This is a genomic window from Tistlia sp. (assembly GCF_040905785.1).
In the GTDB taxonomy this organism is placed as follows: domain Bacteria; phylum Pseudomonadota; class Alphaproteobacteria; order Kiloniellales; family DSM-21159; genus Tistlia.
The window spans coordinates 20,478-46,082 of sequence record NZ_JBBDQW010000065.1 but is presented as its reverse complement, the minus strand read 5'-3'; the positions used below and the strand labels follow the sequence as shown (position 1 = coordinate 46,082).

Sequence of the window (25,605 nt, the reverse complement as noted above, 5' to 3'; positions counted from 1 at the left end):
TGCCGGCGTTGCCGTTGTTGCCGGCGTTGCCGTTGTTGCCGGCGTTGCCGTTGTTGCCGGCGTTGCCGTTGTTCCCGGCGTTGCCGTTGTTCCCGGCGTTGCCGTTGTTCCCGGCGTTGCCGTTGTTCCCCTTGAACGAGGCCGGAGCCAGGCCCGCGGCGGCGGCGCTTTTCTGTGCCGGAGACGCGAAGCTCGGCGCGCCCGCACCGCCGGAACGGCCCGCAGTGCCGGACTGGCCGGGAGCCTCGCCGGACTGGCCGGCGCCGGCGCCGCGGCCGATCGCGCCGAAGGCGTTCGCGTTGCCGCCGTTGGCGGCCGCGTTGCCGAGGCCAGGCGACGTTTCCAGCCGCACCAGGCCGTTGCTCGCGACGGAGATCTCGATCTGGGAGACCACCGGCGTGTCGATCGCCGGGGTGCTTCCCAGGGGATCGCCGGCCGGCGTCGCGGGACCTGCAGCCGGCGAGGATGCGGTTCCTGCGGGTGCGGGGCCGGACCCCTCGGGATCGGACTCGGGGGTGCCCGCTTCCTGCTGTTCGGTTTCGCTCGCCGGTGCGGAGCCGGTGCCGTCGTCGACCGACAGAGTACCGGCGCCGTCGCCGCTGACCCGCGCGGTCTGGCCCGGACGGACCAGCGTCGAGCGGTTGCTGCCGACGGCGTCGACCTGGACCGCGCCCTCGACGACGTGGACGCTCGCGCCGAGCGCGTCGACGCGGACCGTGAAGGTCGTGCCCTTGACCACGGCCGCCAGGAAGGGGGTCTCGACCTCGAAGTAGGGAAGCTCGCGCTTCTCGACCTTGAACAGTAGCGTCCCGAGCTGCTGCAGGATGCGTATGCCCAGGCCGTCGCCACCATCGCTCGGCAGGCTCATTTGGCTGTTCGGCGCCACGATCACCGTCTGGCTGCCGCGCACCAGGACGACGCGCCCGCTCGGCCCGGTGATCAGGCTGTCACCGCCCGAGACCCTGTCGATGGTGGTCAGGGCGACCGGCTGGGCGCCGGGCCTGACGATCTCGACGGCCCCGGCCTGCGTGGCGATCGACCAGCCTTCCTCGGCGCGTGCCGCGCCGCTGTCGAAGGCCAGCGTCAGGCAGAAGAGGATGGCGAGCCATGACAGGAAGACCCGAGCCTTCAGGGGGGCGGCATCGAGGTTCTTAATGGAGCGAGTGAAAAGCATTTTCATTCCTTCGGCTTCCTTAGCTGGTCTGCCGGGGCATTTACTTAACGCCGACTTGCGAACTGGCGGTAGTCTAGGCCACTATTAGGTATCAGAAAAGATCAATGTAATGTTAACGGTTTGATTATCCTTAAATTGTAGATACCTCGGAGGGGCGCAGAATCCTCGGCGCCTCCACTGAGAAACCACTGTTCCAGCGGGTAAATGACTTAGATGCGTCCCTCGATCAACGCAACAATGGAGGTACTCGCGCAAACATTGCGCGCCGCACGCGTATGCGGAATCATCGTGTCTGCCCTGCTGCTCGGCGCCCAAGGCGCTGGGGCGCAGCTCGACCAGTCCGAAACTTCGACGATCCGCAAGCGTCAACCCCGGGAGGAGGCGCCGGCAGGGGTGCCGGGCGGGAGCGGGGAGGTGCCGCCGACCGGCCTGCCTGCCGCCACGCCGCCCGACGAGGCGGACGAAGGAACGGGCGAAGGGGCGGCAGCGATCGTCCTTTCGGCCGTCGCGATCCAGGGGGCGACGGCCTTCGCCCCGGAGCGGCTGAACGAGCTCTATGCCGACGATTTGGCGCGTCCCCTGGCGCTGTCGGACCTCCAGTCCCTCGCCGACCGCATCACCGCCTTCTACCGGGAGCAGGGCTACCTGCTGACTCGCGTGCTGGTCCTGCCCCAGGCGCTCGACGCCGGCGTCCTGCGCCTGCGCGTGATCGAGGGCGCGATCGCCCGGGTCGCCTTCGAGGGCGCGGGAAGCGAACGCCTCGACCTGTCGCCCTACGCCGCGCGCATCACGGCGGAACGCCCGCTGACCTTGGCGACGCTGGAGCGCCAGCTGCTGCTGATCCAGGATCTCGACGGCCTGTCGGTCGCCGACAGCCGGGTGCGCCCGCTCGAGAAGGCGACCGGCGACTACGAGCTGATCGTCACGGTCGAACTCGACCGCTTCGACCTGCTGAGCTACTTCGGAAACCGCGGCACCCGATCGATCGGCCCCCTGGAGCTCTGGACCGCGGTCGGCGCCAACAGCCCCGTCGGGACGGGCGAGCGACTGCAGGTCGGCAGCTTCGTCGTGCCGAACCAGCCTCGCGAGCTGCGCTACTACGAGGTGCTCTACCGGCAGCCCATCGGCAGCCAGGGCACCAGGCTGTCCCTCCTCGCCTCGACGAGCAACGCGCGACCCGGGGGCGAATTCGACAGCGACGAGGAGATCGACAGCACGGGCCTGTCGATCGAACTCGAGCATCCGGTGCTGCGCAGCCGGGCCGAGACGCTGCGGGTGGGCCTCAGCCTCGACTATCAGGATTCGCGCCAGGACAGCCTCGGCGTCACCACCATCGAGGATCGTCTGCGGGTGCTGCGGCTGCGGGCCGACTATGTCGCCGACGGCTTCCTCGACGCGACTCACTACGCGGGGCTCGAGCTCAGCCAGGGCCTCGGCATCCTCGGCGCCAGCGAGGCCGGCGCGCCCACGCTGTCGCGCAGCGACGGGCGAAGCGACTTCACCAAGCTGGAGGGCTACGTGAGCCGCAGCCAGGCGATCGGCGACTACATCGGCGCGCAGGTCTCCTTCGCCGGCCAGATCGCCCAGGATCCGCTGCTGTCGAGCGAGGAGTTCGCGCTGGGGGGCGGGCAGTACGGCCGCGCCTACAACTACTACGAGGTGTCCGGGGAGCACGGCTTCGCGGCCGCAGGGGAGCTGCGCTACGGCCAGCTCCTGGAGGATCCCTGGTGGTTCGATTCCTTCCAGCTCTACGGCTTCTACGACTGGGGCATGGTCTGGAACGACAACGTCGGCGGCGAATTCGCCAGCCAGTCTCTCTCCTCGACCGGGGTCGGTCTGCGCCTCGGCCTGCTGGGGCACCTTTCGCTCGACCTGCAGGTGGCGCAGCCCCTGACCCGCGACCCCTTCGAGACCGGCAACAACGCGACCCGCTACTTCTTTTCGCTGACCGGCCGGTTCTGACCGGCGCAGCCGCCCAGAGGGGCTGCCGACGCCAGCGAAGCCGGTGTGCGGGGAGGGGCACCTGGAACCCGCAAGCCGGACCCGGGAGAACGGCCGGGAATCGACAGGGCGCCGCCCGTGCCCGGCGGCGCCCTGCCTGCGAAGCGGTCACTGTCCAAAAAGCCCGTGCAGCGCCCCCCGTAAATCGCGGGAAATCGGGCTGCGGACTCAGGCCGCTTCGGCGTCGTCGCTCTCGTCCAGCGTCGCGTTGGACAGCAGCTCGGCGAACTGCTTGACCAGGGCGCGCTTGCGGGAGGGCAGGCCATGGTAGAGGCGCGCCATGCGGCGCGTGCCGCGGTCCAGGGCCATTGGATCCTGGCCTTCGCCGCTGGCCGTCGGCTGCGGCGCGTCCGGCATCAGGCGGTCCAGGGTGATGCCCAGGGCGCCGGCCATCTGCAGGGCGCGGGACAGGCTGAGGCCGTTGGTCCCGACCTCGTACTTCTGAACCTGCTGGTAGGACAGGCCGAGGCGCTGGGCGAGCTCGGTCTGGCTGAGACCCAGGGACAGGCGCGCCGCGCGCAGCCGCTCGCCGACCGACTCGTTGAAGTTCTTGTCGAGGTCGCGCAGTTCGCGCGATCCGCCGCGTCCGTGGCGGCGTTCCTTGACGGCCATCTTGGCAACCGAGGTGCTCATCTCCTACCCGTCTCCCGCTCAATGTGTTCAACCGACTTCCCGTACTTAAAACCAGTTTTCCGGTTTCCGCAACCGGAAATTTCGTTTTCCCGGTCGGCCGGCGGCAAAATGCGGCCTCCGGTGACGCACGCGATGCGCTAGATGGTTGCGCGAGACGGGCAAAGCCGCTACGGTCACTCATACCCTTGGGAGTAGAGACCCAGATGCTCTTCGTCTGTCGCCGCACCCTCCGTGCCTTTTCGTCCGCTTCCGACGCCGCAGCGTCGGGCAGCGACCCGAATCAGCTGCTCGCAGCGGAGCCGGCAGGGGAGGTCGTCGAGAACGGCCTGCTCTACTTGGCGACCGACGAGAGCGGCGCGGTCCGCGTCACGGCGGACGCCCATACCGTCGTCTCCTGGACGCTCTGCGCCCCCCTGCAGATCGAGATCTGCACGGTCGAGGCCACCCGCGAGGCGCGCGGCCGAATCTTCCGGGTCGCCTGAAGCCGGTACCCGCCCCGACTGTGGGCGGGATCGGACGCTTCGAATCGGCAATTCAACCAAAAATTCTGTCTGCCAGTGTTAATGGTGCGTTAACCCTCTAGGAGTCCAACCACTCCGGGCGTCATGATGCTTCCTCCAGTTATCCCTTGGAGGCTACGTCATGAGTGCGATGAACCTGTTTTCCGCTGCCCGCGACCTTTCGACCGGCCACCGGGTCTTCAGCGAGCTGGTCGATTATTCCGAAGAGTGGGCTGCCCGCAACGGCCTTTCCCTGATCCTGCACGGCGAGCTGTCGGGCCTGCCCGAGGTCAACGCCAGCTACCGCCACCTCGGGTGGTTCGGTCTGATGCCGATGTTCAATCCGGCGCGCTTCGCTGGCGGCGAAGCCTTCTGGATCGAAGGACGCGACAAGGACGGCCGCTGCCTCACCGTGCAGGCGGCTCGCCACTACCACCTGAGCGGCTCGCTCACCGAGACCATCGAGAACCTCGACCTCTTCTACAGCCCCCACGAGCGGGCCGGCGCCGGCGAGAGCTGCGTGTGCACGGTTCCCGAGGCGGAGCAGATCACCGGCTCGCTGGTCTACTCGGGAAGCACCTTCGCCCATCCGGATCTGCGAGGCCGCGGCGTCGCGAAGGTCATGCCGCGCCTCTCGCGCGCGCTGGGCTGGCTGCTTTGGCGCCAGCGCACGACCATCTCGATGGTCGATCCCGTGCTGATCGACAAGGGTGTCGTGCAGGCCTACGGCTACCAGAAGGTTGGGCACAAGGTGGTGTGGCGTGGCTCCCCCGACCAGGGCGACATCGACTTGGCCCTTGTCTGGATGGACGAGGAAGAGGCCGTGCGCGACGCGGCCCGCATCATCGAATCGGCAAAAGCCCCGGCCTGACCTCGCTCACCACGAGGAGCGCGGGCTTGCCGTCCGCCAGGGCAGTAGGAAGGAGCAGCCGATCGTAGTTGACGCGCACGCCGGGAGCGCCTGGCTCCAGGGACTCGATGACCGCGTCGACGAAATGTCGACGCGGTTCGTCCCCGCCGATGGCGCCGGCGTAGTGTCTGGCGCACCAAGCACTGTAGGCCTCGTCGTGCTGGCCGTGCGCGTCGTGGCGCTGGCCCAGCGAGCGGCGGACCCAGGCCCGTCCGAAGCGCCGGCAGTGGCCGTCGCCGATGAAGGCGTAATAGAGCCCCTGATCGGCGCCCTGGCGCAGCACGATCGCCCGGTCGAGAAGGCCGATGGTGTCGAGCGCGGCGGCGAAGTCGCCATTGAACTTGTGATCCATGCGCTCCCAGGCCGCGACGACGTCGGGAGCGCGGCCGCCTTCCCGCCGATCCGGCTCAGCCGGGACGGCCGTATAGGCGGAGAGGGGCAGCACGTTCGAGGGGCGGTTACGGTAGTCGGCCAACTCCTGAAGGCGCCGCCGCGCGGAATCCGGATTGCTGTGTAGCTCGTCGAGCTGCCACTTCGGCGCCTTGACGATCAGGCGCAGAGGCTCCTGCCCCAACTCGGGCTCGAGCGTCGGGTCGAAGGAGTCCAAGTCGAGCTGGAGAGTCCGCACGTCAGCGCTCTTCCGTCGGTTCGGCGAGGATCATCGCTATCCGACGGAATTGGTCGATGGTGACGACCTGTTCAATACGTAGCAGCATCTGGCCGGCGCCGACCGAGCGGATCTGGAAGCTCTCCGGCGGCCGGTCGTGAATCGCCTGCCGCTCGCTGGCGACGTCGCGCGGGCCGGTGCCGTAGGCGAGGTAGTCGACGGAGGTGCCCAGCGCCTGCGCGAGCTCCGGCAGGCGGCGCGGGCGCTGCGAGTCGCCCTGCTCGATCGTGTGGACCGTCTGCTGCGACATGCCGACGAGCTTGCCGAGCGCGGCCTGGGTCAGCCCGCGGGTTTGCCGTAGACCGCGAACCCGCTCCGCGAGCGTGTCGCTCTCGGGCACTCCGGACCCCTTCCTCTCGGCGGCGCTCATGGTCGTAAATAAGCTCGTTCACTGTGAATATCGCTATTCCTGTCAGCGTACTACTTTTTTGGTAGGAATAAAACCAGGACGCGCGGCCGGGCGGAAATCGCCTGTCAGTAGTCCCACTTCCACTTGACGCTGGCGTTGCTGCGGCTGTCCGCGCCGACCTCGCTCTCGACCGTGATGTTGGGCGTCAGCTCCCACTCGACGATTGCGGTCGAGCTGCCGGCGCCGGTGCCCTGCTCGGCGCCGATGAAGACGTCCTCCGAGACGTACTTGCCGATTCTCAGGCTGCCGACCTCGTCGCCGGCGTCGCCGGGGGCAAAGCTCAGGACGTCCACGCCCAACGTCCGTCGCGCGATTCCGATCAGGCCCTCGCCGCCGCCGCCCTGGAGAGTCTCCGCCGCCTGCGCGAGCTGCACCGCCTCGCCGGCGCTCAGCTGGCCGCTGGTCTTGCCGAACAGCACCCGGGCGAGGATCTCGTCCTCGGGCAGGGGCGGGCTCGAGGTCAGCTGGAGCTGCGGATCGCTGACCGCGCCGTAGACCACGATGCTGGCGAGCAGGTCGCTGCTCCGGTAGGTCGCGGTCAGGTCGAGCTCGGGGTCGATGGTAGGCCCGCCGAGAAACTGGATCGTCGAATCGGGATTGAGCTCGAACACCCGCCCGGCGAAATCGAAGCTGCCGCGCACCGGGGAGAGGCGGCCCAGGATACGCGGACGCTCCGCGGTGCCGCTGATCTCCAGTGCGCCGCGCCACTCCGAATCGAGGCCGCGCCCGCGGACGAAGACCTGGCCGGGGATGTCGACCTCGACACCGAGCGCCAGCCATTCCAGGCCCTGCACGCTCGGCACCGGCTCTTCGCCCGCCTCCGCCGCCTCCTCCTCCTCGGGCCGCGGCGTCTCGTCGTTGACCTCGACGACCTCCAGCTCGGTGACCGAGGGCGGCAGGGCGTCGATCAGACGGATCTCCGTGGCCCGGGTGCGCAGGCGGCCGGAGAGCCGCGCGCCCTCGGTGGTGCCTTCCAGAGCGAGCTCGGCATCGAGGGCGCCGCTGACGTCGTCGCGCCGCGCGATATGGGCGTTGTCGGCGGTGAAGGTGAGCTCGAACCTCGGCACGCCGCCCGACAGGTCGATGAATCCGCGCCCGGTCATGCTGCCGCCACCGTCGTCGCGCGCCTCGAAGCGCTCCAGCTCGAGCCGCCGTCCGCGCCCGGAGAGCTGCAGCGAGACTGGGTCGAGCTGCATGCCGAGGGTGTAGTTCTGATAGAAGCCCTGCTCGACGGTCACGCTGCCTGTCGCCGTCGGATCGGCGAGGCTGCCGCTGATCCCGAGGTCGATGCGCCCGGCGCCGCCGAACCGCACCGCGTCGATCGGCATCACGCCCATCAGTTGCTCGAGCCGCCCCTCCCAGTTCGCCTGGACCCGGAGCGGCTCGTTCTCCGGCAGGTGCGCCGAGAAGGGCGTCGTCGTGACCAGCAGGGGCACCGTCGCCTCCAGCGTCAGCGGCGTCTGCGCGAAGCCGGAGAGCCGGCCGTCGGCAGTGAGGCGCCCGTCCGCGAGCCGGCCGTCTAGGCGCAGCTCCAGCGGCGGCACCGCGCCCACGGTGTCGGCGCCGAGCCGCAGCGCGCTTGCGACCAGCGTCAGCGAGCCCTCCGGCCGGGGTGGGGCTCCCGAGAGGCGGGCGGTCAGGTCGAGGGTGCCCTGCGGGTCCAGCTCCGGCGCCGCGAGCCGGGCCAGGCGGACCGGCAGGCCGCTCGCCTCCAGCGTCGCCTCGACGGCGCCGGGCCGCAGGTCGACCTCGAGGGCGAGGCGGCCCTCGGCGACGGCCAGCACCAGATCCTGGACCCGCGTCCGGTTGCCCCCGAGCAGAATCTCGGCCGGGCCGGCGAGCGCCAGGGTTTCCTCGCCGAAGCGAACGTCGAGCGCGTCGAGGCGGATCCGGGTCTCCTCCTCGAGCCCGATCTCCGCCGCCGCCGAGGCGGTCAGCGCATGGCGAAGGGCCTCGCCCTCCAGGGAGGCCTCGACCGCCAGGCGCTGCAGGCCGCCCTCGAGGTCGGCCGAGAGCCGGGTCAGCCGGAGGTCCGGCCCCTCAAGTCCCTCGCCGGCAAGGGTCGCCCGCAGGCTCGGGGTGCCGAGTAGGTCGCTGCCCTCGGCCTCAAGGGTCAGGCCGGCCAGGGTGAGCCCCTCCATCGCCAGGGTGCGGGCCCGGGCACTCAGGGCGGCGCCCTGCCGGCCGTCCGCGGCCGAGAGAGTCGCCGAGACCTCGGCCGATCCGGCGATCTCCTGGCCGAGCAGGGCGCGATAGGCCGAGAGATCGGCGACGGCGATCCTCAGTTCGCCCTCGGCCGTGCCCTCGGCGAGCTGCGCTGCCAGGCTGCCGGTGAGGCGGTCGCTGCCGCGCGTCAGCGACAGGTCGTCGAAGATCGCCTGCTCGCCCTCCAGGGCGTAGTCGAAGCCGCCCTGCAGCGCCGCCCCCTCGAGGGTCGCTGCCAGCTCGACCCGTCCGCTCGGCCGGTCGGCTAGGTCGATGGTCGAGCCGTCGATCCGGACGTCTTCGGCGACCCCGCCCTGGTAGGCCAGCCGGTCGGCGCGCAGGGCCCAGACCGCCTGGGGCGCGGCGAGCGGCCCGAACAGCGTGAGGTCGAGGGTCGCCGAGCCGGACAGCGGCAGATCCGCCGTCTGCAGTACGGCCAGGTGGGGCAGCGCCAGCGAGGCAGTGGCATCGAGTGTCCCATCCCCCGGCGCCCCGACCTCGGGCGAGAGCGTCCCCTGCAGGCTGAGACGCAGCGGCTCGACCTCGCCCTCGGCGGTCGCCACGGCGGTGCCGGTGAGGGTCGCGCCCTCGACCGTGATCAGGCCCTCGGCACTGCGCTGCGCCTCGACGACCAGGCTCGGCTGCTCGCCGAGCAGGGCGTCGGCGGCCGGGAGGCCGAGGCGGAGACCGGAAGGCGTGGCGGTGAGCCGGGCGCGGCCGGCGCCGTCGGGCTCCAGGCGACCGTCGAGTGCAAGCGCGAGGCTGCCGCCGAGATCGAGGCCGGCCAGGCCGGAGAAGCGCGCCAGGTCGTCCTGCCGCAGCGTCGCCTCGATCTCCCCGCTGCCGGCGGCCTCGCCCGCCATCTGATAGCGGCCGCTGCCGGCGAGCTCGAGCGGGCCGCTGGCCAACTCCAGGCGCTCGATCCGCAGTGCCTGTCCCGCCGGTGCGAGCAGCAGGCTCAGGGTCGTCGTCGGGTCGAGCGCCAGGAGGAGAGCCGGATCGCCGAAGGGATCCTGCGCGGTGACGTCCAGCCTGGCCGGGTCGCCGCCGGCCAGGGGGTCTTCCAGGTCGAGCTCGCCGCTGTCGAGCTCGAGCGCGACCCGCTCGAAGCCCGCGCCGCCCGCCTCCAGCGCGTCGGCGAGGAACGGCCGCTCGAGGTCGCCCTGGAGCCTGATCCTGGCCTGCCGGTCCCGCTTCTCGGCGCTGACCTCGAAGCGGGCCGCCTCTACCGCGAGCCCGGCGACCAGGTCGGACAGCGGCGCCTGCTCGCGCAGGACCAGGGACAGCTGCGCGTCGGCGCTGTCCTGCGCGAGCGCCGCCTCGGCGGAGCCGGTCACGGCCAGGGCGCCGCTCGACAGCTCGCGAACCTCCAGCCGGGCCGTTTCGGCGCCGGCGTCGTAGTCGAGGGCGAGATCGAAGGCCAGGGCCGGGCTGAGCCAGGGCGCCGCCTCCGCCGGAAAGTCGGGGCCCGGCTCGGCACGGCCGCTCAGCAGGAGCGCGAGCGGCTGCAGCGACTCGATGCCCAGTTGGCCGCGCGCGGCGACCACCGGCGAGGCCTCGGCCCGCCAGTCGCCCCGCCAACCCGGCAGCGGGCCGTCGCCCTCCAGGTCGAAGGCCAGCGCCGGCGCGCCCGGCAGGCCGGAGACGCGGCTGAAGCGGCCACCCTGCGGGGCGGTCGCCTGCAGGGAGACCCTCAGGTTGCGGTCGGACAGACGATAGACGGCCTCGGCCTCGAGCGACCCCTCGCCGCCGCTTTCCGCGATCTGCAGCCGGGATTCGACGCTGCCCTGGCGCTCCGCGGCGAGCGCCGCCGCGATCGAGACGGCCAGGGGTTCGCCGAGCACCGGTGCGCCGAGCGCCAGCTCGCCCACCTCCAGGCGCTCCAGCTCGATTTCCAGGGGCAGGGTCGGTAGCTCGAAACCGGTGTCCGGCGCAGGCTCCTCCGCCGCCCCCTCGGCCGGCAGGCGCGACAGCTCGATCCGCCCGGCCTCGAGGACGGCGACCTCGAGGGTGCCGCCGAGTAGGGCGAGCGGCGACCAGTCGAGCAGGATCCGGTCGGCCTCCAGCCACACGCCCTCGCCGTCGGCGACGCTGAGTCCCTCGACGACCAGCCGGCCCGGCGGCGCACCGCCGATCCGCGCGATGCCGAGCGCCAGGTCCGGGCCGGAGACCTGGGCGACGACGGCGTCGCGCAGCAGGTCGCGCCCGGGCTGGGTCTGCAGGGCCGCCAGCAGCAGGGCCACCAGGCCGAGCGGCACCAGCAGCAGCGCCAAGGCGCCCCACAGCAGCAGGCGCCGGCGGCGCCCCCGGCGAGGCCCGGTAGGGGGGCCCGAGGGGCGCCCGGTGCCGCCCGGGGCCTGCGGCGGCACCGGGCGCTCCTGGGCGCGCAGTGGGTTCTCGGGCCCGGCCATCAGAAGGCCTGCCCGATCGAGAGGTAGAACTGGAAGAAGGAGTCGATGCCCGGTCGCCGGTTGAGCGGGAAGGCGAGGTCGAGCCGCAGCGGTCCGAAGGAGGTATAGTAGCGAAAGCCGATGCCCGCCGCCCACTGCAGCTCCTGGCCGAAGTCGGGCAGGCGCTGGTCGTAGACCTGGCCGCCGTCGATGAAGGGCACGATGCCGTAGTCATCGAGGACCCGGAACCGCAGGTCGAGGCCGACCTCGACGACCGAGAGGCCACCGGTCGGATCGTCATCGGCGTCCAGCGGGCCGACGCTGCGGAACTCGTAGCCGCGCAGGGTCGCTCCGCCCGCATAGAAGCGCTGGGTCGCCGGCACCTCCCGTGTGTCGGCGAAGGCGATCGAGCCGAAGCGGCCCCGCGCCGCGATCACGAAGCGGTCGTCGTCAAAGGGCGCCCAGTAGGTCGAGCCCCTGGCCTCGTTTGCCAGGAAGAAATTGGCGAGGTCCTCGCTGTTCAGCCAGGGAGTGGTGCCGAGCGACAGCTCGAGCCCGCGGGTGGGATTGAGGATGTCGTCGCGCGAATCGTAGCTCAGCGACAGCGGCACGCCGACCAGGGCATAGCGCGAGCTTTTGAAGGCGTCGGTGACATCGGCCAGCTCGAAGGCCAGGCCGGCGCGGCCGCTCCAGCGCTCGGACAGCTTGCGGTCGAGCCCGCCGAAGGCCTCCAGAATCAGGGCGTCGTAGGCGTCGCTTCGCTCGTTGCTCAGGGAGGTCTGGCCGATCAGGGTCTGGTCGAGGGTCAGGTAGTGGGGCTTGCGGAAATCGGCGCTGAGCTCCTGCAGCAGCAGCGAGGTGCTGAACTCCAGCGCCAGGCTCTCGCCTTCGTGGAACAAATTGCGGTGCTCCCAGCCGGCGCTCAGCTGGAAACGGTCTTCGGCGCTGGTGACGCCGGCGCCGAGCGAGACGCTGCGGTGCTTGCGCTCGGCGACGGTCAGCTCGACCGGTGCCTGGGCGCCATCGGCCGGCGGTTCCTCCGGGGGACCCAGCAGGACGGTGTCGAAGAGCCGCGTCTCGATCAGCCGGCGCCGCACCCGTTCCATCTCGCGGGCGTCGTAGACCGTGCCTTCCGGCCATTGGACGACGCGACGCAGGTAGTCTTCCGAGACCTCGGCGAGCCCCTCGATGACCAGTGGGCCGAACGCGATCTCCGGCCCGGTATCGACAACCAGCTGCGCCTCCATGACGTGGCGCTCGTGATCGACCAGGTAGCGCCGCTGCCGGATCTCGGCGTAGGGGTAGCCGTGGCGGCCGAGCCGCCGGGTCAGGCGTCCCTCGGCCTGCTTGATCGGCTCGGCGCGCGCCCGCATGCCGATGTGCAGGTCCAGGTCCTCCGCCGAGTGCGGCGCCTTCGGGCTCGGATCCTCGGGGCGGTAGTCGATGACGTAGGACTCCAGCAGGTACTCCATTCCGGGCGTCACCGTCAGGGTGATCCGAACCGGTCGAACGTCCTGGTTCAGGCGGCTCTCGACGCTGCCGCCGAAGTAGCTCTGGGAGCGCAGCACGGATTCCAGCCGGGCGACGTCGTCGTTGACCCGGCGCCGCAGGGCGGCCTCGGTGTCGGGCGGACGCTCCTGCAGGGCGATCAGCTGGGAGACACTCTCGATCTGCTCCCTCAACTCGTCGGGCAGGTCGCCCTCGATGGTCACCTCGTAGGGCACGGCCGTGTCGCCCGGCGGACGCTCGTCGGCCTCGGGTACGGTCGACTCCGGCGCCTGGCCGGCCTCCTCGGTCGTCTCCTCGGGGTCGGCAGCCTCGTCGGCGCGCGGCGCGGCGAGCGGCAGCGCCAGGATCAGCAGCAGGAGCCACGGCAAGACACGCCGCGCCGCCGGGCGGCCGCGGGTGCGTGCCGGCCAAGGGAGCAGGGGCCTGAAGCGATGGGGAACGCCTGAATGGAGCACTGGTAGGGTCTTCGCGCCGTTCTTGTCTCGTTTCAACCTAGCCCGCGAGAGCGTCGAGATACACCGTTGCACCCAGGCCGCCAGTCTGACCGCCAGTCTCTGCCATCCCAGGGCGGCGCGCCCCGCAGCGCCGTTTGACCTCGGCCGCCGGGAAGCTATGGTGGCGCCCCCGCGCCCCGGATTCCCGACCCGCACCATGTCCGCAAGACCGCTGCAGCTGTTCAACTCCCTCGGCCGCCGGCTCGAGAGCTTCGCGCCCCTCGATCCGCACAACGTGCGCATCTACAGCTGCGGTCCGACCGTCTACCACTTCGCCCATATCGGGAACCTCCGCGCCTACGTCTTCACCGACACCCTGCGTCGGGCCCTGACCTTCAAGGGCTACAACGTCACCCACGTCATAAACATCACAGACGTCGGCCACCTGACCTCGGACGCCGACGAGGGCGACGACAAGATGGATCTCGCGGCGCGGCGCGAGAACAAGACGATCTGGCAGGTCGCGGCCTACTACACCGAGGCCTTCTTCAAGGACCTGGAGCGGCTCCAGATCCTGCAGCCCTCGGTCTGGCCCCGTGCCACCGACCACATCCAGGAGATGATCGACTTCGCGCTTGCTCTCGAGGCCGGCGGCTACACCTACGCGCTCGAGGACGGCCTCTACTTCGACACCGCCCGGGCCACCGACTACGGGCGGCTCGGGCTGCTCGACCTCGCGGGCCAGGAGGCCGGCAAGCGGGTCGCCGGTCCCGGCGGCAAGCGCAACCCCTCCGACTTCGCGATCTGGCGGCGTTCCCCCGGCGATCAGCAGCGCCAGATGGAGTGGCACTCGCCCTGGGGCGTCGGCGCCCCGGGCTGGCACCTCGAATGCTCGGTCATGTCCTTCAAGTACCTCGGCGAGCAGTTCGACATCCATACCGGCGGCATCGACCACCGCCAGGTCCATCACTGCAACGAGATCGCCCAGAACCAGGGCTATACGCGCTCGGAGCGCAGCGGCGCGAACCTGTGGATGCACAACGAGTTCCTGATCGTCCGCGACGCCAAGATGTCGAAGTCGACGGGCGACTTCCTGACGCTTCAGAGCCTGGTCGACCAGGGCCTGCATCCGGCCGCCTACCGCCTGTTCCTGCTGACCGCGAGCTACCGCTCCGAGCTGGAGTTCGACTGGGAGGCGGTCGTCGGCGCGCGCACCCACCTGCGCCGCCTGCTCCGCCGGGTCGGCGAGCTCAGGCAGGCGGTGGACGAGGCGTCGGCGATCGTCGCCCTGGCGAGCGAGCACCGCGCCTCGCGCGGCGGCGCCCTGACCGGCCTGCTGGCGGCGCTGACGGAGGGACTTTCGGAGGCCGAGCGCTCTTGGATCGAGCGCCTCGACGAGGCGGTCTCGAACGACCTCGGCACGCCGGTCGCCCTGACCCTGCTCGGCGAGCTGCTGTTCGACCGGCAGCTGCGCCCGGAGGCGGCGCTGCGGCTGGCCGCGGTCTACGAGCTGGTCCTCGGGCTCGGCCTGCTGATGCTGGCGCCGGAGGATCTGGCGCTCAAGCCGGCCGGGCGGAGCCTCTCCGAGGCCGAGGTCGAGGCGCGCATCGCCGAGCGCCAGGAGGCGCGCAAGGCGAAGGACTTCGCCCGCGCCGACGCGCTGCGCGACGGGCTGCTGGCCGAGGGCGTGGCGCTGCGCGACGAGCCGGGCGGCACCGCCTGGGAATGGCTGCCCCTGCCGGGCGCCGCGGCCGGCTGAGCCGCCGGCCGGGGTCAGGCGTCGGCGTTCGCCAGCCGCCCCCAGTCGATCGGCTGGGTGCGGTCGAGGCTGCGGGTCACCGCCGGCAGCGGATACTTCAGCCCCGTGGCGCAGTTGAACAGCACGACCTCGGCGTCGCGCGCGATCCAGCCGCGCTCGACGGCGTCGCGCCAGGCGGCGAAGGTCGCGGCGCCTTCCGGGCAGAGCAGCAGGCCCTCGCGCGCCGCGACCTCGTCGCGCGCCGCCATGATCCGCTCGTCGTCGACCGCCAGAGCGAAGCCGCCCGATTCGCGGACCGCGCGCAGGATCAGGAAGTCGCCGATCGCGACCGGGACCCGAATGCCCGCGGCGACGGTATGGGCGTCCGGCCACAGCGGCGCGTGCTCCTCGCCGGCTTCCCAGGCCTTGACGATGGGCGCGCAGCCGCTGGCCTGGACGGCGACCATCTTCGGGCGCTCGGCGCCGATCCAGCCGAGCCGCTCCAGCTCGTCGAAGGCTTTCCACATGCCGATCAGCCCGGTGCCGCCGCCGGTCGGGTAGAAGATCGCCTCGGGCAGGCGCCAGCCGAGCTGCTCGGCGAGCTCCAGGCCCATGGTCTTCTTGCCCTCGATCCGGTACGGCTCCTTCAGGGTCGAGACGTCGAACCAGCCGCGCGCCGCCTTGCCCTCGCCGACCAGCTTGCCGCAGTCGTTGATCAGGCCGTTGACGCGGATCACCGTGGCACCCTGGACCTCGATCTCCGAGAGGTTGATCTCCGGCGTGTCGGCCGGGCAGAGCACGGTCGCGCTCAGGCCGGCGCGGCTGGCGTAGGCCGCGAGGGCGGCGCCGGCGTTGCCGTTGGAGGGCATCGCCAGGTCGGCGATGCCGAGCTCCTTGGCCATGGAGACCGCGAGCGCCAGGCCGCGCGCCTTGAAGGAGCCGGTCGGCAGGCGGCCCTCGTCCTTGACCAGCAGCCGGCCGGCCGGCGTGCCCTCGGCCTCGGCGATCCGGTCGAGGGCGATCAGCGGCGTCTCGACCTCGCCCAGGCTCACGCGGTTCTCGGGCCGGGCGACGGGCAGGAACTCGGCGTAGCGCCAGAAACCGCCGTCGCGCCGGGCGGCCAGCGCCTCCTTGCCGACGGCGCGGCCGAGCGCCTCCAGGTCGTAGCGCACCAGCAGCGGCTTGCCGGCCTCCGACAGGTTGTGGACCTGCCCGGCCGGGTAGGACTTGCCGGTGGCGGAGCATTCGAGATGGGAGACGAAGCTGCGGTGCTTGGACAAGGGGGCGGTCTTCCAGACTGGGGCAAGGGCGGCGATCATAGCGCGTCTGCGCCGCCGGTCAGCCCCCGCTCAAGGCGATCCGCCGGCGGACCTCGAAGGGGGCTCCGGCGGCCGGCTGCACCGACAGGCTGAGCGCGTCCAGGAGCACCGGCCCGGCCAGCGCCGGCGCCGCCAGCGGGGCGAGCCTCGACTTCGCCGCAGCAGCCTCGGCGGGGTCGAGCCGGCGGCTCAGCGTCATGTGGAAGAGGAAGTCGTCCGCCACATAGGGATAGCCCCAGCGCAGCAGATGCCGCTCCTGGCGCGCCGACAGGCCGGCGGCCCGCCGCCTTGCCCGCTCCGCCTCGCCCGCCGGGGCGCGGAAGCCGTCGAAGGCGGCGACGCAGTCGGCCGCAAGGCGCTCCAGCTCGGCACTCTGGCGTGCGGGCACCAGGGCGAGGAAGCCCTCGAGCTCGGCGAGCAGCAGCCGCCCGATCCCAACCGGCGGGCGCGCCGCGCAGAAGTCGTCGAGGGCGGCGAGCAGCGCACCCTCCTCCCGCCCCGCAGCGAGCCGGAAGGGCGCCTTCAGGGTCGCATGGAAGCCGTAGAGGCTGGGCCGCGCGGTAATGTCTGTTACGGCCGGATCGGTGAACCAGCAGGCGCCGAGGTCGGCCAGCGGGCTGCCCCCCGGCGGCGTGAAGTAGAGCGCGTAGCGCCTCATAGCACTCGCCGGCCCCTGCGCCAGGCCTTGCGCACGATGGGGAGCTCGCCGGCGAGGCCGACCTGGATCAGGTCCGCCGCGAGCCCGGGCGCGATGCGGCCGCGATCCGCGAGGCCGAGGAGGGCGGCGGGCGTGGCGCTGCCGGTCGCGACGGCGCGCGACAGGTCCCAGCCGGGCAGCGCCGCCAGCAGGAACAGCGCCTGCAGCAGGCTGGCCGGCACGTAGTCGCTGGCGAAGACGTCGAGCAGCCCCGCCTCGGCCAGCGCCAGCGCCCCGACGTTGCCGTAGCTGGAGCCGCCGCGCACCGCGTTCGGCGCGCCGGCCACGACCCCGAGGCCGCGCGCGCGCGCCGCGCCGGCGGCCGCCAGGCTGGTCGGGAACTCGCTGATGGTCAGGCCCAGGGCCACGGCCTCCTCGACATGCTCCGGCGTCGCGTCGTCGTGGCTGGCCAGGACCAGCCCGCGCGCCTGCGCCAGGGCCGAGATCGCGGCCCGCGCAGCCGGCGCGCGGCCTCCGGCGAAGGCGATCCGCTCCTCGATGTAGGCCTCCAGCCGCTCGCCCTCGAGGCCCTTCCGGCTCGAGAGGTAGGCACGCACGGCGGCGAGGTCGGCGAACTGCCGCTGGCCGGGCGTGTGGTCCATCAGCGAGACGAGGCACAGGTCGGGCTGGTCGGCCAGGCGCTCGAAATCCTCGACGACGCCCGCGGCGACGACCTCGCAGCGCAGGTGCAGCAGGTGGTCGGCGCGCAGGCTGTCGAGGCGCCGGGCCTCCGCGGTCGCCCGCAGCACGCGCTCGACCGTCGCTAGGCTGCCCGGCAGCTGCGGGTCCTCGCCGATGCGCAGCGAGTCGAGCACCGTGGTGACGCCGGCGGCGACCAGCTCCGCATCGTGGGCGAGCAGGCCGGGCAACGTCGGCCAGTCGATTCCCGGCCGCGGGTTCAGGTGGCTCTCGAGGTTGTCGGTGTGCAGCTCGACCAGCCCGGGCAGCAGCCAGTCGCCGCCCAGGTCCTCGCCGACCGTCCCGGCGCCCTCGTCCAGCGCCGCGATGCGGCCGCCGCGGCAGAGCAGGGACCCGAGAAGGACGCGGTCCGCGAGTACGATGCGGGCGTTGCGCAGGGCCAGCGTGTCGCCCGCGATCTCGGCAGGGCGCGGCATCGCCGTCACGGCGCCCTCCCGAAGCCGGCCCCGCGACCCGACCTATACGCCGAAAGGTCCACCCGGCTATACTCGGGGACCGGCCCCGGGGCGCTGCCCTGGCGTCGCCGAAACGGCAACACGACCGGAGCGCACGCCCCAGCATGGCGTCGTCGAGCATGAAGCGCCGCAACGGCCAGGCCCTGTGGCGCCGGATCCAGGAAGTCCTGGCGCAGGAGATCGCGGCCGGCACCTTCGCGCCCGGCGACCGTCTGCCGACCGAGCCGGCGCTGGCGGCACGCTTCGGCGTCAACCGGCACACCCTGCGCCGGGCCATGGCGGCGCTCGCCGAGCAGGGCCTGGTGCGCATCGAGCAGGGCCGCGGCAGCTTCGTCCAGGAGCAGGTGCTCGACTACGCCATCGGCCGCCGCACCCGCTTTTCGACCAACGTGCTGGCCCAGCAGCGCCGGCCCGGCGGCCGCCTCCTGGGCACCGCGGAGCTGCCGGCCGACGGCGCGCTCGCGCGCGAGCTCGCGCTCCTGCCGGGCACACCCTGCCTGCTGATCGAATTGCTGCGCGAGGTCGACGATCGGCCGGTCTCGCTGGGGCGGCACTATTTCCCGGCCGCCCGCTTCCCCGGGCTTGCCGAGGCCTATGCGCGCCTCGGCTCGATCAGCCCCGCCCTGGCCGAGTGCGGCCTCCTCGATTACGAGCGCCGGGTCACCCGGATCACGGCGCGCCTGCCGGAGGCGAGCGAGGCCGGGCTGCTGCGCCAGCCGCGCACCCGTCCGGTCCTGGTCACGGAGGCGGTCAACGTCGATCCCGAGCAACGGCCCGTGGAGTTCGGCGTGACGCTCTTCGCCGCCGACCGCATGCAACTGGTCGTCGAGCAACCGGGCTAGCCTCTGCCGCAGCCCACAGAGGGGCAGACAAGGGTGTAGACGCACGGAAAGCGGGCGGCGCAGTGATGCGCCGCCCGCCTTGTCGTCGCTCGCGGCCCGCCGGGTCAGGGAGAAACGCGCGCCTCCACCGGAGTCGCTCACGCTACCAAACCGACGCGGGTGCCGCGGAAGCCTTCCGGCCGCGCGCTCTGCGCGGCCGACTCCTGGCCTCAGTAGCTGCCGGAGGTGTATTCCTCGCAGAAGTCGGGGACGTAGATCCCGCCGCCGCCGCTGCAGTTGTGATCGGTGATGAAACCGCTCTCGTACTTGGAGCAAGCCGAGAGTACCGCAGCCAGACCCATGGCGGCAATCAGCAGGGTTACCTTGCGCATTCGGAATTCTCCTTACCCAGTCGTCGGGCGCCCCCCGACTTGTTGCGGCACATACCATGCCCTGAATCATCTCGGATCACAAGGCAAGGCCTTGATCTGTTTGCAGCATGGACTGATCGGGCGCACTTGTCGCCCTCGATGACGCGATCGGCCGGCAGGGTGCTGCGAAACTCTGCCATGCTGCGGACGAACGCGCAGCCATGCCGTTGGTTCCGCGCGCGCCGAGGCGTTCTCAGCCGTGCCGCCTCGCAAGCACCCGCCGGCGGCTCTCGACATCCTCGCGATTGAGGTAGCAGCCGCAGAGCGTCCGCCTGCCGACGTAGGCCAGGCGCCCGTGCAGCACGCGCCAGTTGTCGAAGATCAGCACGCGGCCGGGGTCGAGGTGGGTGCGCAGCTGGTATCCGGGATCCTCGAGCCTGCGCCAGAAGGCGCCGAGCGCGCGGTAGAAGGCTGACATCTCCGGTTCCGGCAGCAGGAAGGGCGCCCGATCGTGGTTGTTGAAGCTGACCTGGAGCAGGCGGCCTGCCGCATCGTGGCGCATGACGGGCCGCTCCGCGCGCAGGTGAACGCCCTCCTCCAGGTACTGTCCGGGGACCGCAACCCGGGACAGCACGGCGTAGGCTTCCGGATCCTCCCGCTTCAGGTCGGCGGCGACGCGGAAGCCGTCGATCAGCAGGCTCTCGCCGCCCTCGCCCTCGAACTCCAGGCAGTGGAACAGCTGCAGGCCCGGGGCGTCCTCGACGTAGGTGCCGTCGGTGTGCGGCCCGATCGTGCCGGGCGTGTAGGCGGTGTCGGCGTGGGCCATGTTCGCGGAGAACACCCAGAAGCCGCCGAAGATCGTCTCCCGGACATAGGCGATGCGTCGCGCCAGCCGCTCGGTCGCCTCGGCCGTCGCCGGCACGCCCTCGACGAAGCAGTAGCCGTCGCGCCGGATCGCCTCCAGCCAGGCCGCCAGTCCCTCGTCGCCCGCCATCACGGCCTCGTAGGAAAGGCTCGGCGAATCGGCCGGCCGCTCGTCGCCGCGCCAAAGTGCGAGGTCCGGGGGCGCCGGGTCGTCGAGTGCATCCGCCAGCTGCGACAGAGGGTGCCGGCTCAGGTGACCGTCGCGCCAGCGCACGGAGAAGCCGCCTGGCTCGCTCTCGACCGCTTCCGGGGCGAGCGCCGCGGGCAGCGCGAAGGTGTCGACCAGGCGCTGCGCGGCTTCCGGATGCAGGCACTCCGGGCAGGCGCAGTGGTCGCGCAGCCACAGGAAGGGCAGGCGCAGCCGCCGGCCGTCGTCGAGGCTCGCCACCAGGGCGTCCGATTGGGTTTCGACGGCGGCGAGGCCTCGGCTCGTCATCACAGAACAGTCCTCAGGTCTGGGGCCGGTTCCCGCAGCCCCTTGGAGGTCCGCTGGAACCGGACCGCCGGTCGCGACCTTTCGGTTGGGACGGCCGGCCGCTAAGCTGGGCCGCGATCATGCAACGGAAGACCCGATGACCGTCAACGCCGAAAGCACAGTGACGCGGTTGCGTCGCCCTCGCACCGCCGCCGCTGCCCGTGTCGCCGGCCGGGATGGGGGCCTGCCGCGCCGCGCGCTGCTCGCCTTGGTGCCGGCGCTGCTGCTCGCCGGCCTCGGGCGGGCCCGCGCTGCCGACCAGACGAGCCTTCAGTTCGAGGTATTCCGGGGGCAGGACTCGGTCGGCGACCATAGCATCACCTTCCTGCGCGACGGCGAGCGGCTGCAGGTCGAGACCCGTACCGAGGTCCAGCTCGAGCTGATCGGCGTGCCCGTCTACACCTACACCCACCAGGGCCGCGAAGTCTGGCAGGGCCCCTACCTGCAGTCGCTGGAGACCCAGACCAACGACGACGGCACCAGCCACCGCGTCTCGGGCCGCCGGACCGACCAGGGCTTCTCGGTCGAGGGCAGCGCCGGCAGCTTCGTCGTCTCCGCGGGGGTGATTCCGGGCAGCTACTGGAACTCCGACCTGATCGAGACCAACGCCCTGATCGACGTCGAGACCGGCGAGCTGTTCGAGATCGTCGTCGAGGACCGGGGCTACGACATCGTCAAGGCGGCCGACGAGGAGGTCCGGGCGCGGCGCTTCCGGGTCACCGGCGAGCGCATCGCCCACCTCTGGTACGACGCCTCCGGGCTGATCGTGAAGATGGCTTTCGAGACGCGCGGCGAGTACATCGAGCACCGCCTGCGGCGGATCGTCTGAGGCGGGCCACCGGCGCCGGCGCGGCAAGCTGTCGCGGCGCCTCAGCCTTCCTCGAGATCCAGGCCGATGCGCGCGGCTGCGGCGCGGGTCAGGCGCTGCCGGTCCGGGATCTCCCGCCAGGCCGTGCTGCGGCCCTTGAGGTCGTCCAGCACCTCGCGCAGCGAGAAGGCGTTCGCCTTCCGGATTCCCGAGAGTTCCGACCAGGAGACCGGCACCGCGACCGGCGCGCCCTCGCGGGCGCGCGGCGAGAAGGGCGCGATCGCGGTCGAGCCGCGCTGGTTGCGGAAGTGGTCGATGAAGATGCGCCCGCCGCGCTTGGCCTTGGACATGGTCGCGACGAAGCGGCCCGGATCGAGCTCGCCCATCTTGACCGCGAAAGCCTTGGCGAAGCCGGCGAAGCCGGCCCAGCCCTGCCGGCGCTCCAGCGGCACGACCAGGTGGACGCCCTTGCCGCCGGTCACCAGGGGCGCGCTCTCGAGCCCGGCCTCGCGCAGCACGCCTGCGAGGTCGACGGCCGCCTGCTTGACCGCCGCGAAGTCGACGTCCTCGGCGGGGTCGAGGTCGAAGACCAGGCGGTCCGGCTGCTCGATCCGGTCGCGGCGGCTCGCCCAGACGTGCAGCTCCAGGGCGCCGACCTGCGCGCAGCCGACCAGGGCGGCCGGGCTCTCGACAAGCAGGTACTCCTTCCGGCCGCCCTTCTTCTCGGCCAGCGAGACCTTGCCGATCGCCGCCGGAAGGCTCGGCCCGGCGTGCTTCTGGAAGAAGCACTCCTTGCCGCTGCCCTCGGGGCAGCGGACCAGGCTCACCGGCCGGCCCGCGAGGTGCGGCAGCATTGCCTCCGAGACCGCCTCGAAGTACTCGGCAAGAGCCCGCTTGGTCACCCCCATCGAGGCGAAGAGCACCCGCTCGGGATTGCTGAGAGTAACGCCCGCGATCTCGACCATGCCATCGTCTCCGCTGCGCGCCCCGGCCTTCCCGCCGCGGCCCCTGGCGGTGCCGTTCTTGACATCGCCGCCGGTCACCGCCTCGAGCGGAGCCGCCCGCTCGGCGCCGATATCGGCCGCCTGCTTGTCCTCGCGCAGCCCCTCGAACACGGCATGGCGCACCAGCCCATCGCGGGTCATCTCGGCGTAGCGTACCTCGGCGACGAGGCGGGGCGAGATCCAGCGCGCGCCGCGCCTGGCCTCGGCCGGCACCGCCGCGAAGGGCGAGGTCTTGCGCGCCAGCTTGCCCATCCTGCCCGCCAGGTCATCGAGCAGCGCGTCGTCGAAGCCGGTGCCGACCTTGCCCGCGTAGCGCAGCTCGCCCTGCTCGTGGTAGCCGAGCAGCAGCGAGGAGAAGGGCCGGCCGCGGCCCGAGGGCGACCAGCCGCCGACGACGAATTCCTGGCGCTTGACGCACTTGATCTTTAGCCAGTTGCGGCTGCGCTGCGTGCGATAGGGGGCGTCGGTGCGCTTGGCGATGATGCCCTCGTGGCCCTCGCGACAGGCGACGGCGGCGATGCGCGTGCCCTCGTCCTCCAGGTAGGTGGTGAGGTGGACCGGCTTTCGGACCCCGTCCAGGGCGGCTTCGAGGCGCTCCTTGCGCTCGCGCTGCGGCCGCGCGCGCAGGTCCTCGCCGGCCAGCACGAGGACGTCGAAGACCATGTAGGAGAGCTTCGAGGGCGCCTCCTTGAGCGCCCGCTGCAGGGCGCCGAAGTCGCTGCGGCCCTTGGCGTCGGCGACCACGATCTCACCGTCGAGCAAGGTCCGTTCCAGGCCCAGGCCGGCGAGCGCCTCGGGGATTGGGCCGAAGCGATCGCTCCAGTCGGCGCCCGAGCGGGTGTAGCAGCGCACCGTCGCGCCGTCGCAGGCGGCGAGCATGCGGTAGCCGTCGAACTTCGTCTCGTAGAGCCAGCCCTCGCCGGCCGGTGCCTCCTCGACCAGCGTGGCGAGCTGCGGCGGCACGAAATCGGGCGGCTTGCCGCCCTTGCCCTTCCTGCTCTGGCCCTTGGAGGCCTTGACCACGGAGGTTTTGGCCTTGGAAGCCGTCGGCTTCGCCGCGGCCGGGGCGCGGGCGGGTCGGGCGCTTGCTGCGCTTGCCTCGGGCCGGCGGGCCGGCGCCCCCTCCGCGATCTCGGCCATCGAGCGTCCGGAGGCGACGCTGCTGTCCTCGGCGCCGAGGTCGCGGCCGGGGTCGACCTGCTCGTCGCGCTCCTTGATCAGCAGCCAGTTCTCGCGCGTCTCGCCCTTCTTCGGCCGCATGCGGACAAGTGTGAAGCCGCCCTTCAGCCGCTCGCCGCTGAGCGCCAGCTTCAGCTTGCCCTCGGCGACCCCCTCGGCCGGGTCGCCCTCGACCTCGTAGCTGCCGCGGTCCCAGAGCATCACCGTGCCGCCGCCATACTCGCGCTTGGGGATCGTGCCCTCGAAGTCGGCGTAGTCCATCGGGTGGTCTTCGGTGCGCACCGCCAAGCGCTTGTCCGAGGGGTCCAGGCTCGGTCCCTTGGTCACCGCCCAGCTGACCAGCACACCGTCGATCGACAGGCGGAAGTCGTAGTGCAACCGCGTCGCGGCGTGCTTCTGGACGATGAAGAAGCGCTCGCTGCGCTCTTTCCGCCCCTTGGCCCTCGGGCCCTTGGCTTTGCGGCCGGACGGCTCCGCTGTCTTGGAAAAGTCTCGCTTCTTCCAGTAGGTCTCGAGCCCGCTCAAGGATCAGGCGGCCTTCTTCGAGCGGGGGCGGCGCTTGGCGGCGGCGCCGCCGCTGCTCTTCCCGCCCTTGCCGAGGCTCTGTTTGAGGGCGGCCATCAGGTCCACGACCTCGCCGGTCGGGGCCTCGCCCTCGTCGACTGCGACCGTGGCCTTGCGGCCCTTGGCCTTCTTCTGGACCAGCTCCCGCAGCGCCTCGCTGTAGCTGTCCTGGAAGACCTCCGCCTTGAAGGGCTTGGACTTGCGCTCGATCAGCTCCTGGGCCAGCGCCAGCAGCTCCTTGTCCGGCTTGACGTCGCTGATCTCGGCGAAATAGGGGTCCGACTTGCGCAGTTCGTCGGCGAAGTGCAGCGTCTCCAGAATCAGCCCGCGGCTGCAGGGCTTGAGCGCGCCGATGTACTCGCGCCCGCGCATCACCAGCTGGCCGAGGCCCACCTTCTTGGTCTGGCGGAGGGCGTCGCGCAGCACGCGGAAAGCGTCCTCCGCCAAGTCGTCGTCGGGGGCCACGTAGTAGGGCCGGTCGAAGTAGATGGGATCGATCTCGCAGTTGTCGACGAACTGGACGAGGTCCAGGGTCTTGCGGGCCTCGATCTTGATGTCGTCGATCTCCTCCTGGGTCAGCAGCACGTAGTTGCCCTTGTCGACCTCGTAGCCCTTGACGATCTCGTCCTTGTCGACCGGCCCGATCCCGGGCACGACCTTTTCGTAGCGGACGCGCTTGCCCGAGGGCTCGTGGACCTGATGGAACGACAGCTTCGAGGCCGAGCTGGTCGCGGGATAGAGCTTGACGGCGAAGGAGACGAGCGACAGCCGGATGTGGCCGCTCCACACGGGACGGGACGGCGGCATGAGCGGACTCCAGTTTGTTTGCTGCGAGTCAACGACTCCGCGCAACCCGCGGTTCCGGGGAGCGACCGCAGGCGCTCAGTTGTCCATCCAGCTGCGCCACAGTCGCTCGCCGATCAGGCAGTCGACGGGCGGCCGCTCGGCCTGGGCCGGGCGGACCGCCGCCGGCACCACGGCGGCCGGCGCGCCGGCGATCTCCAGGATCAGCTTGCGGCGGATCGCCGTGCCGAACTCGGAGATGTCGGTGACCGGCACCAGGAAGGCGCCGGGGCCGCCGATCACGCAGTCCTCGTAGTAGAGGTCGAGCAGCTCGATATCGAGGAAGCCGCCGGGCCGGCCGAGCAGCAGCGGCAGGCCGTTGATCGTGATGCCCTGCTCGACCAGCTCGTCGCGCACCACGTCGACCGGGGCGCCCATGTTGTTCGGCCCGTCGCCCGACACGTCGATGACCCGGCGCAGGCCGAACACGCCGCTCTCCTCGAAGCGGCGGGCGGCGAAGGCGAGGCCGCCGGAGATCGAGGTGCGGGTGGCGTCGCGCAGCGGGGCGGCCTCCAGCCGGGCGGCGAAGGCCTCGGCGCTGGCGCGGCCCTCGACCAGGCTCCAGGGCACGATGACCTCCTGCAGTGCCGCCCCGGCCCATTCCAGATAGAGGACCGCGATGCGGCCGTGGCTGCCGCCGGTGATCGCCTCCAGCACCTGGGGATGGCGGAAGGCGGCGACGTAGCCGGCGCGCTGGACCTCCTGTTCGTGGAGGTCCATCGAGCGCGAGACGTCGACCGCCAGCACCAGCTCCAGGTCGACGAAGTCGCGCTCCTGGGCGGCGGCCGTCGCCGGCGGGAGGCACAGCGCAAGAGCTGCCAGGGCGGCGATGGCGGGACGCATGGCGGAACTCCGGCAGCCACTCCCCCGTGCCGA

20 protein-coding genes are annotated in these 25,605 nt (G+C 71.5%); 6 read left to right on the top strand and 14 right to left on the bottom strand.

Translation table 11 applies throughout. The features are described from left to right. Nucleotides 1–1,180, bottom strand: a 1,180-nt coding sequence (locus WD341_RS14610; RefSeq protein ID WP_368426206.1) for a FecR domain-containing protein, incomplete at its 3' end; no start/stop codon positions are given. Nucleotides 1,181–1,462: 282 nt separating this feature from the next. Between WD341_RS14610 and WD341_RS14605 the strand changes: the two genes are divergently transcribed. Beyond that, nucleotides 1,463–3,136: a ShlB/FhaC/HecB family hemolysin secretion/activation protein gene (locus WD341_RS14605; RefSeq protein WP_368426205.1), complete on the top strand. Its 1,674-nt coding sequence runs from the start codon at nucleotides 1,463–1,465 to the stop codon at nucleotides 3,134–3,136. 207 nt (nucleotides 3,137–3,343) lie between these two features. Here WD341_RS14605 and WD341_RS14600 read toward each other — a convergent pair whose 3' ends face one another. Further along, the gene (locus WD341_RS14600; RefSeq protein ID WP_368426204.1) at nucleotides 3,344–3,808 is read right to left on the bottom strand and encodes a helix-turn-helix domain-containing protein; all 465 of its coding nucleotides are present in this window, start codon (nucleotides 3,806–3,808) and stop codon (nucleotides 3,344–3,346) included. A 203-nt stretch (nucleotides 3,809–4,011) separates the two neighbouring features. Here WD341_RS14600 and WD341_RS14595 point away from each other — a divergent pair, with 203 nt between their 5' ends. Both WD341_RS14595 and WD341_RS14590 read left to right on the top strand, forming a co-directional pair. Next, nucleotides 4,012–4,290 (top strand): hypothetical protein, encoded by a 279-nt coding sequence (locus tag WD341_RS14595; protein WP_368426203.1) that lies wholly within the window; start codon nucleotides 4,012–4,014, stop codon nucleotides 4,288–4,290. 160 nt (nucleotides 4,291–4,450) lie between these two features. Next, complete coding sequence (locus WD341_RS14590; protein WP_368426202.1) at nucleotides 4,451–5,179, top strand: hypothetical protein; 729 nt, start codon at nucleotides 4,451–4,453, stop codon at nucleotides 5,177–5,179. Here the strand turns inward: WD341_RS14590 and WD341_RS14585 are convergent. The 4 genes from WD341_RS14585 to WD341_RS14570 all read right to left on the bottom strand — a co-directional run bounded on the left by WD341_RS14585 (nucleotide 5,151) and on the right by WD341_RS14570 (nucleotide 12,766). After that, nucleotides 5,151–5,825 (bottom strand): hypothetical protein, encoded by a 675-nt coding sequence (locus WD341_RS14585; protein WP_368426201.1) that lies wholly within the window; start codon nucleotides 5,823–5,825, stop codon nucleotides 5,151–5,153. The two genes, WD341_RS14590 and WD341_RS14585, sit on opposite strands and share 29 nt — an antisense overlap. A gap of 22 nt (nucleotides 5,826–5,847) precedes the next feature. Continuing rightward, nucleotides 5,848–6,225: a helix-turn-helix domain-containing protein gene (locus tag WD341_RS14580; protein WP_368426200.1), complete on the bottom strand. Its 378-nt coding sequence runs from the start codon at nucleotides 6,223–6,225 to the stop codon at nucleotides 5,848–5,850. Nucleotides 6,226–6,359: 134 nt separating this feature from the next. After that, nucleotides 6,360–10,910 (bottom strand): translocation/assembly module TamB domain-containing protein, encoded by a 4,551-nt coding sequence (locus WD341_RS14575; RefSeq protein ID WP_368426199.1) that lies wholly within the window; start codon nucleotides 10,908–10,910, stop codon nucleotides 6,360–6,362. Beyond that, nucleotides 10,910–12,766, bottom strand: coding sequence for an autotransporter assembly complex family protein (locus WD341_RS14570; protein WP_368426198.1), 1,857 nt, complete (start codon nucleotides 12,764–12,766; stop codon nucleotides 10,910–10,912). The genes WD341_RS14575 and WD341_RS14570 overlap by 1 nt, the downstream gene beginning before the upstream one ends. 283 nt (nucleotides 12,767–13,049) lie before the next feature. Between WD341_RS14570 and cysS the strand changes: the two genes are divergently transcribed. Beyond that, nucleotides 13,050–14,591 (top strand): cysteine--tRNA ligase, encoded by a 1,542-nt coding sequence (gene cysS / locus WD341_RS14565; RefSeq protein ID WP_368426197.1) that lies wholly within the window; start codon nucleotides 13,050–13,052, stop codon nucleotides 14,589–14,591. Nucleotides 14,592–14,605: 14 nt separating this feature from the next. Here cysS and WD341_RS14560 read toward each other — a convergent pair whose 3' ends face one another. From WD341_RS14560 to WD341_RS14550, 3 genes are read right to left on the bottom strand one after another with little or no spacing between them, the layout of a single operon-like run. Continuing rightward, nucleotides 14,606–15,850 carry a threonine synthase gene (locus tag WD341_RS14560; RefSeq protein WP_368426196.1) on the bottom strand — a complete coding sequence of 415 codons (1,245 nt, stop codon included), beginning with the start codon at nucleotides 15,848–15,850 and terminating at the stop codon, nucleotides 14,606–14,608. Nucleotides 15,851–15,908: 58 nt separating this feature from the next. Continuing rightward, nucleotides 15,909–16,547: a DUF1045 domain-containing protein gene (locus WD341_RS14555; RefSeq protein WP_368426195.1), complete on the bottom strand. Its 639-nt coding sequence runs from the start codon at nucleotides 16,545–16,547 to the stop codon at nucleotides 15,909–15,911. Beyond that, nucleotides 16,544–17,701: an alpha-D-ribose 1-methylphosphonate 5-triphosphate diphosphatase gene (locus tag WD341_RS14550; protein WP_368426252.1), complete on the bottom strand. Its 1,158-nt coding sequence runs from the start codon at nucleotides 17,699–17,701 to the stop codon at nucleotides 16,544–16,546. Before WD341_RS14550 ends, WD341_RS14555 begins: the two co-directional genes overlap by 4 nt. A 143-nt stretch (nucleotides 17,702–17,844) precedes the next feature. Between WD341_RS14550 and phnF the strand changes: the two genes are divergently transcribed. Beyond that, complete coding sequence (phnF, locus tag WD341_RS14545) at nucleotides 17,845–18,582, top strand: phosphonate metabolism transcriptional regulator PhnF (RefSeq protein ID WP_368426194.1); 738 nt, start codon at nucleotides 17,845–17,847, stop codon at nucleotides 18,580–18,582. Nucleotides 18,583–18,791: 209 nt separating this feature from the next. Here phnF and WD341_RS14540 read toward each other — a convergent pair whose 3' ends face one another. Continuing rightward, entirely contained in the window at nucleotides 18,792–18,953 is a 162-nt protein-coding gene (locus WD341_RS14540; protein WP_368426193.1) for a hypothetical protein, read from the bottom strand. Between the two features lie 232 nt (nucleotides 18,954–19,185). Further along, nucleotides 19,186–20,292 (bottom strand): trimethyllysine dioxygenase, encoded by a 1,107-nt coding sequence (locus WD341_RS14535; protein ID WP_368426192.1) that lies wholly within the window; start codon nucleotides 20,290–20,292, stop codon nucleotides 19,186–19,188. Nucleotides 20,293–20,428: 136 nt separating this feature from the next. On the opposite strand from WD341_RS14535, the gene WD341_RS14530 reads away from it, so the two are divergent. Next, nucleotides 20,429–21,160, top strand: a complete 732-nt coding sequence (locus WD341_RS14530) for a DUF6134 family protein (protein WP_368426191.1) — start codon at nucleotides 20,429–20,431, stop codon at nucleotides 21,158–21,160. 41 nt (nucleotides 21,161–21,201) lie between these two features. Here WD341_RS14530 and ligD read toward each other — a convergent pair whose 3' ends face one another. The 3 genes from ligD to WD341_RS14515 all read right to left on the bottom strand — a co-directional run bounded on the left by ligD (nucleotide 21,202) and on the right by WD341_RS14515 (nucleotide 25,572). Then, on the bottom strand, nucleotides 21,202–23,847 hold the full coding sequence (gene ligD / locus WD341_RS14525) for a DNA ligase D (RefSeq protein ID WP_368426190.1): 2,646 nt from the start codon (nucleotides 23,845–23,847) through the stop codon (nucleotides 21,202–21,204). Between the two features lie 3 nt (nucleotides 23,848–23,850). Further along, complete coding sequence (locus tag WD341_RS14520) at nucleotides 23,851–24,693, bottom strand: Ku protein (RefSeq protein WP_368426189.1); 843 nt, start codon at nucleotides 24,691–24,693, stop codon at nucleotides 23,851–23,853. 75 nt (nucleotides 24,694–24,768) lie between these two features. After that, the gene (locus WD341_RS14515; protein WP_368426188.1) at nucleotides 24,769–25,572 is read right to left on the bottom strand and encodes a DUF1194 domain-containing protein; all 804 of its coding nucleotides are present in this window, start codon (nucleotides 25,570–25,572) and stop codon (nucleotides 24,769–24,771) included. Nucleotides 25,573–25,605 lie beyond the last annotated feature (33 nt).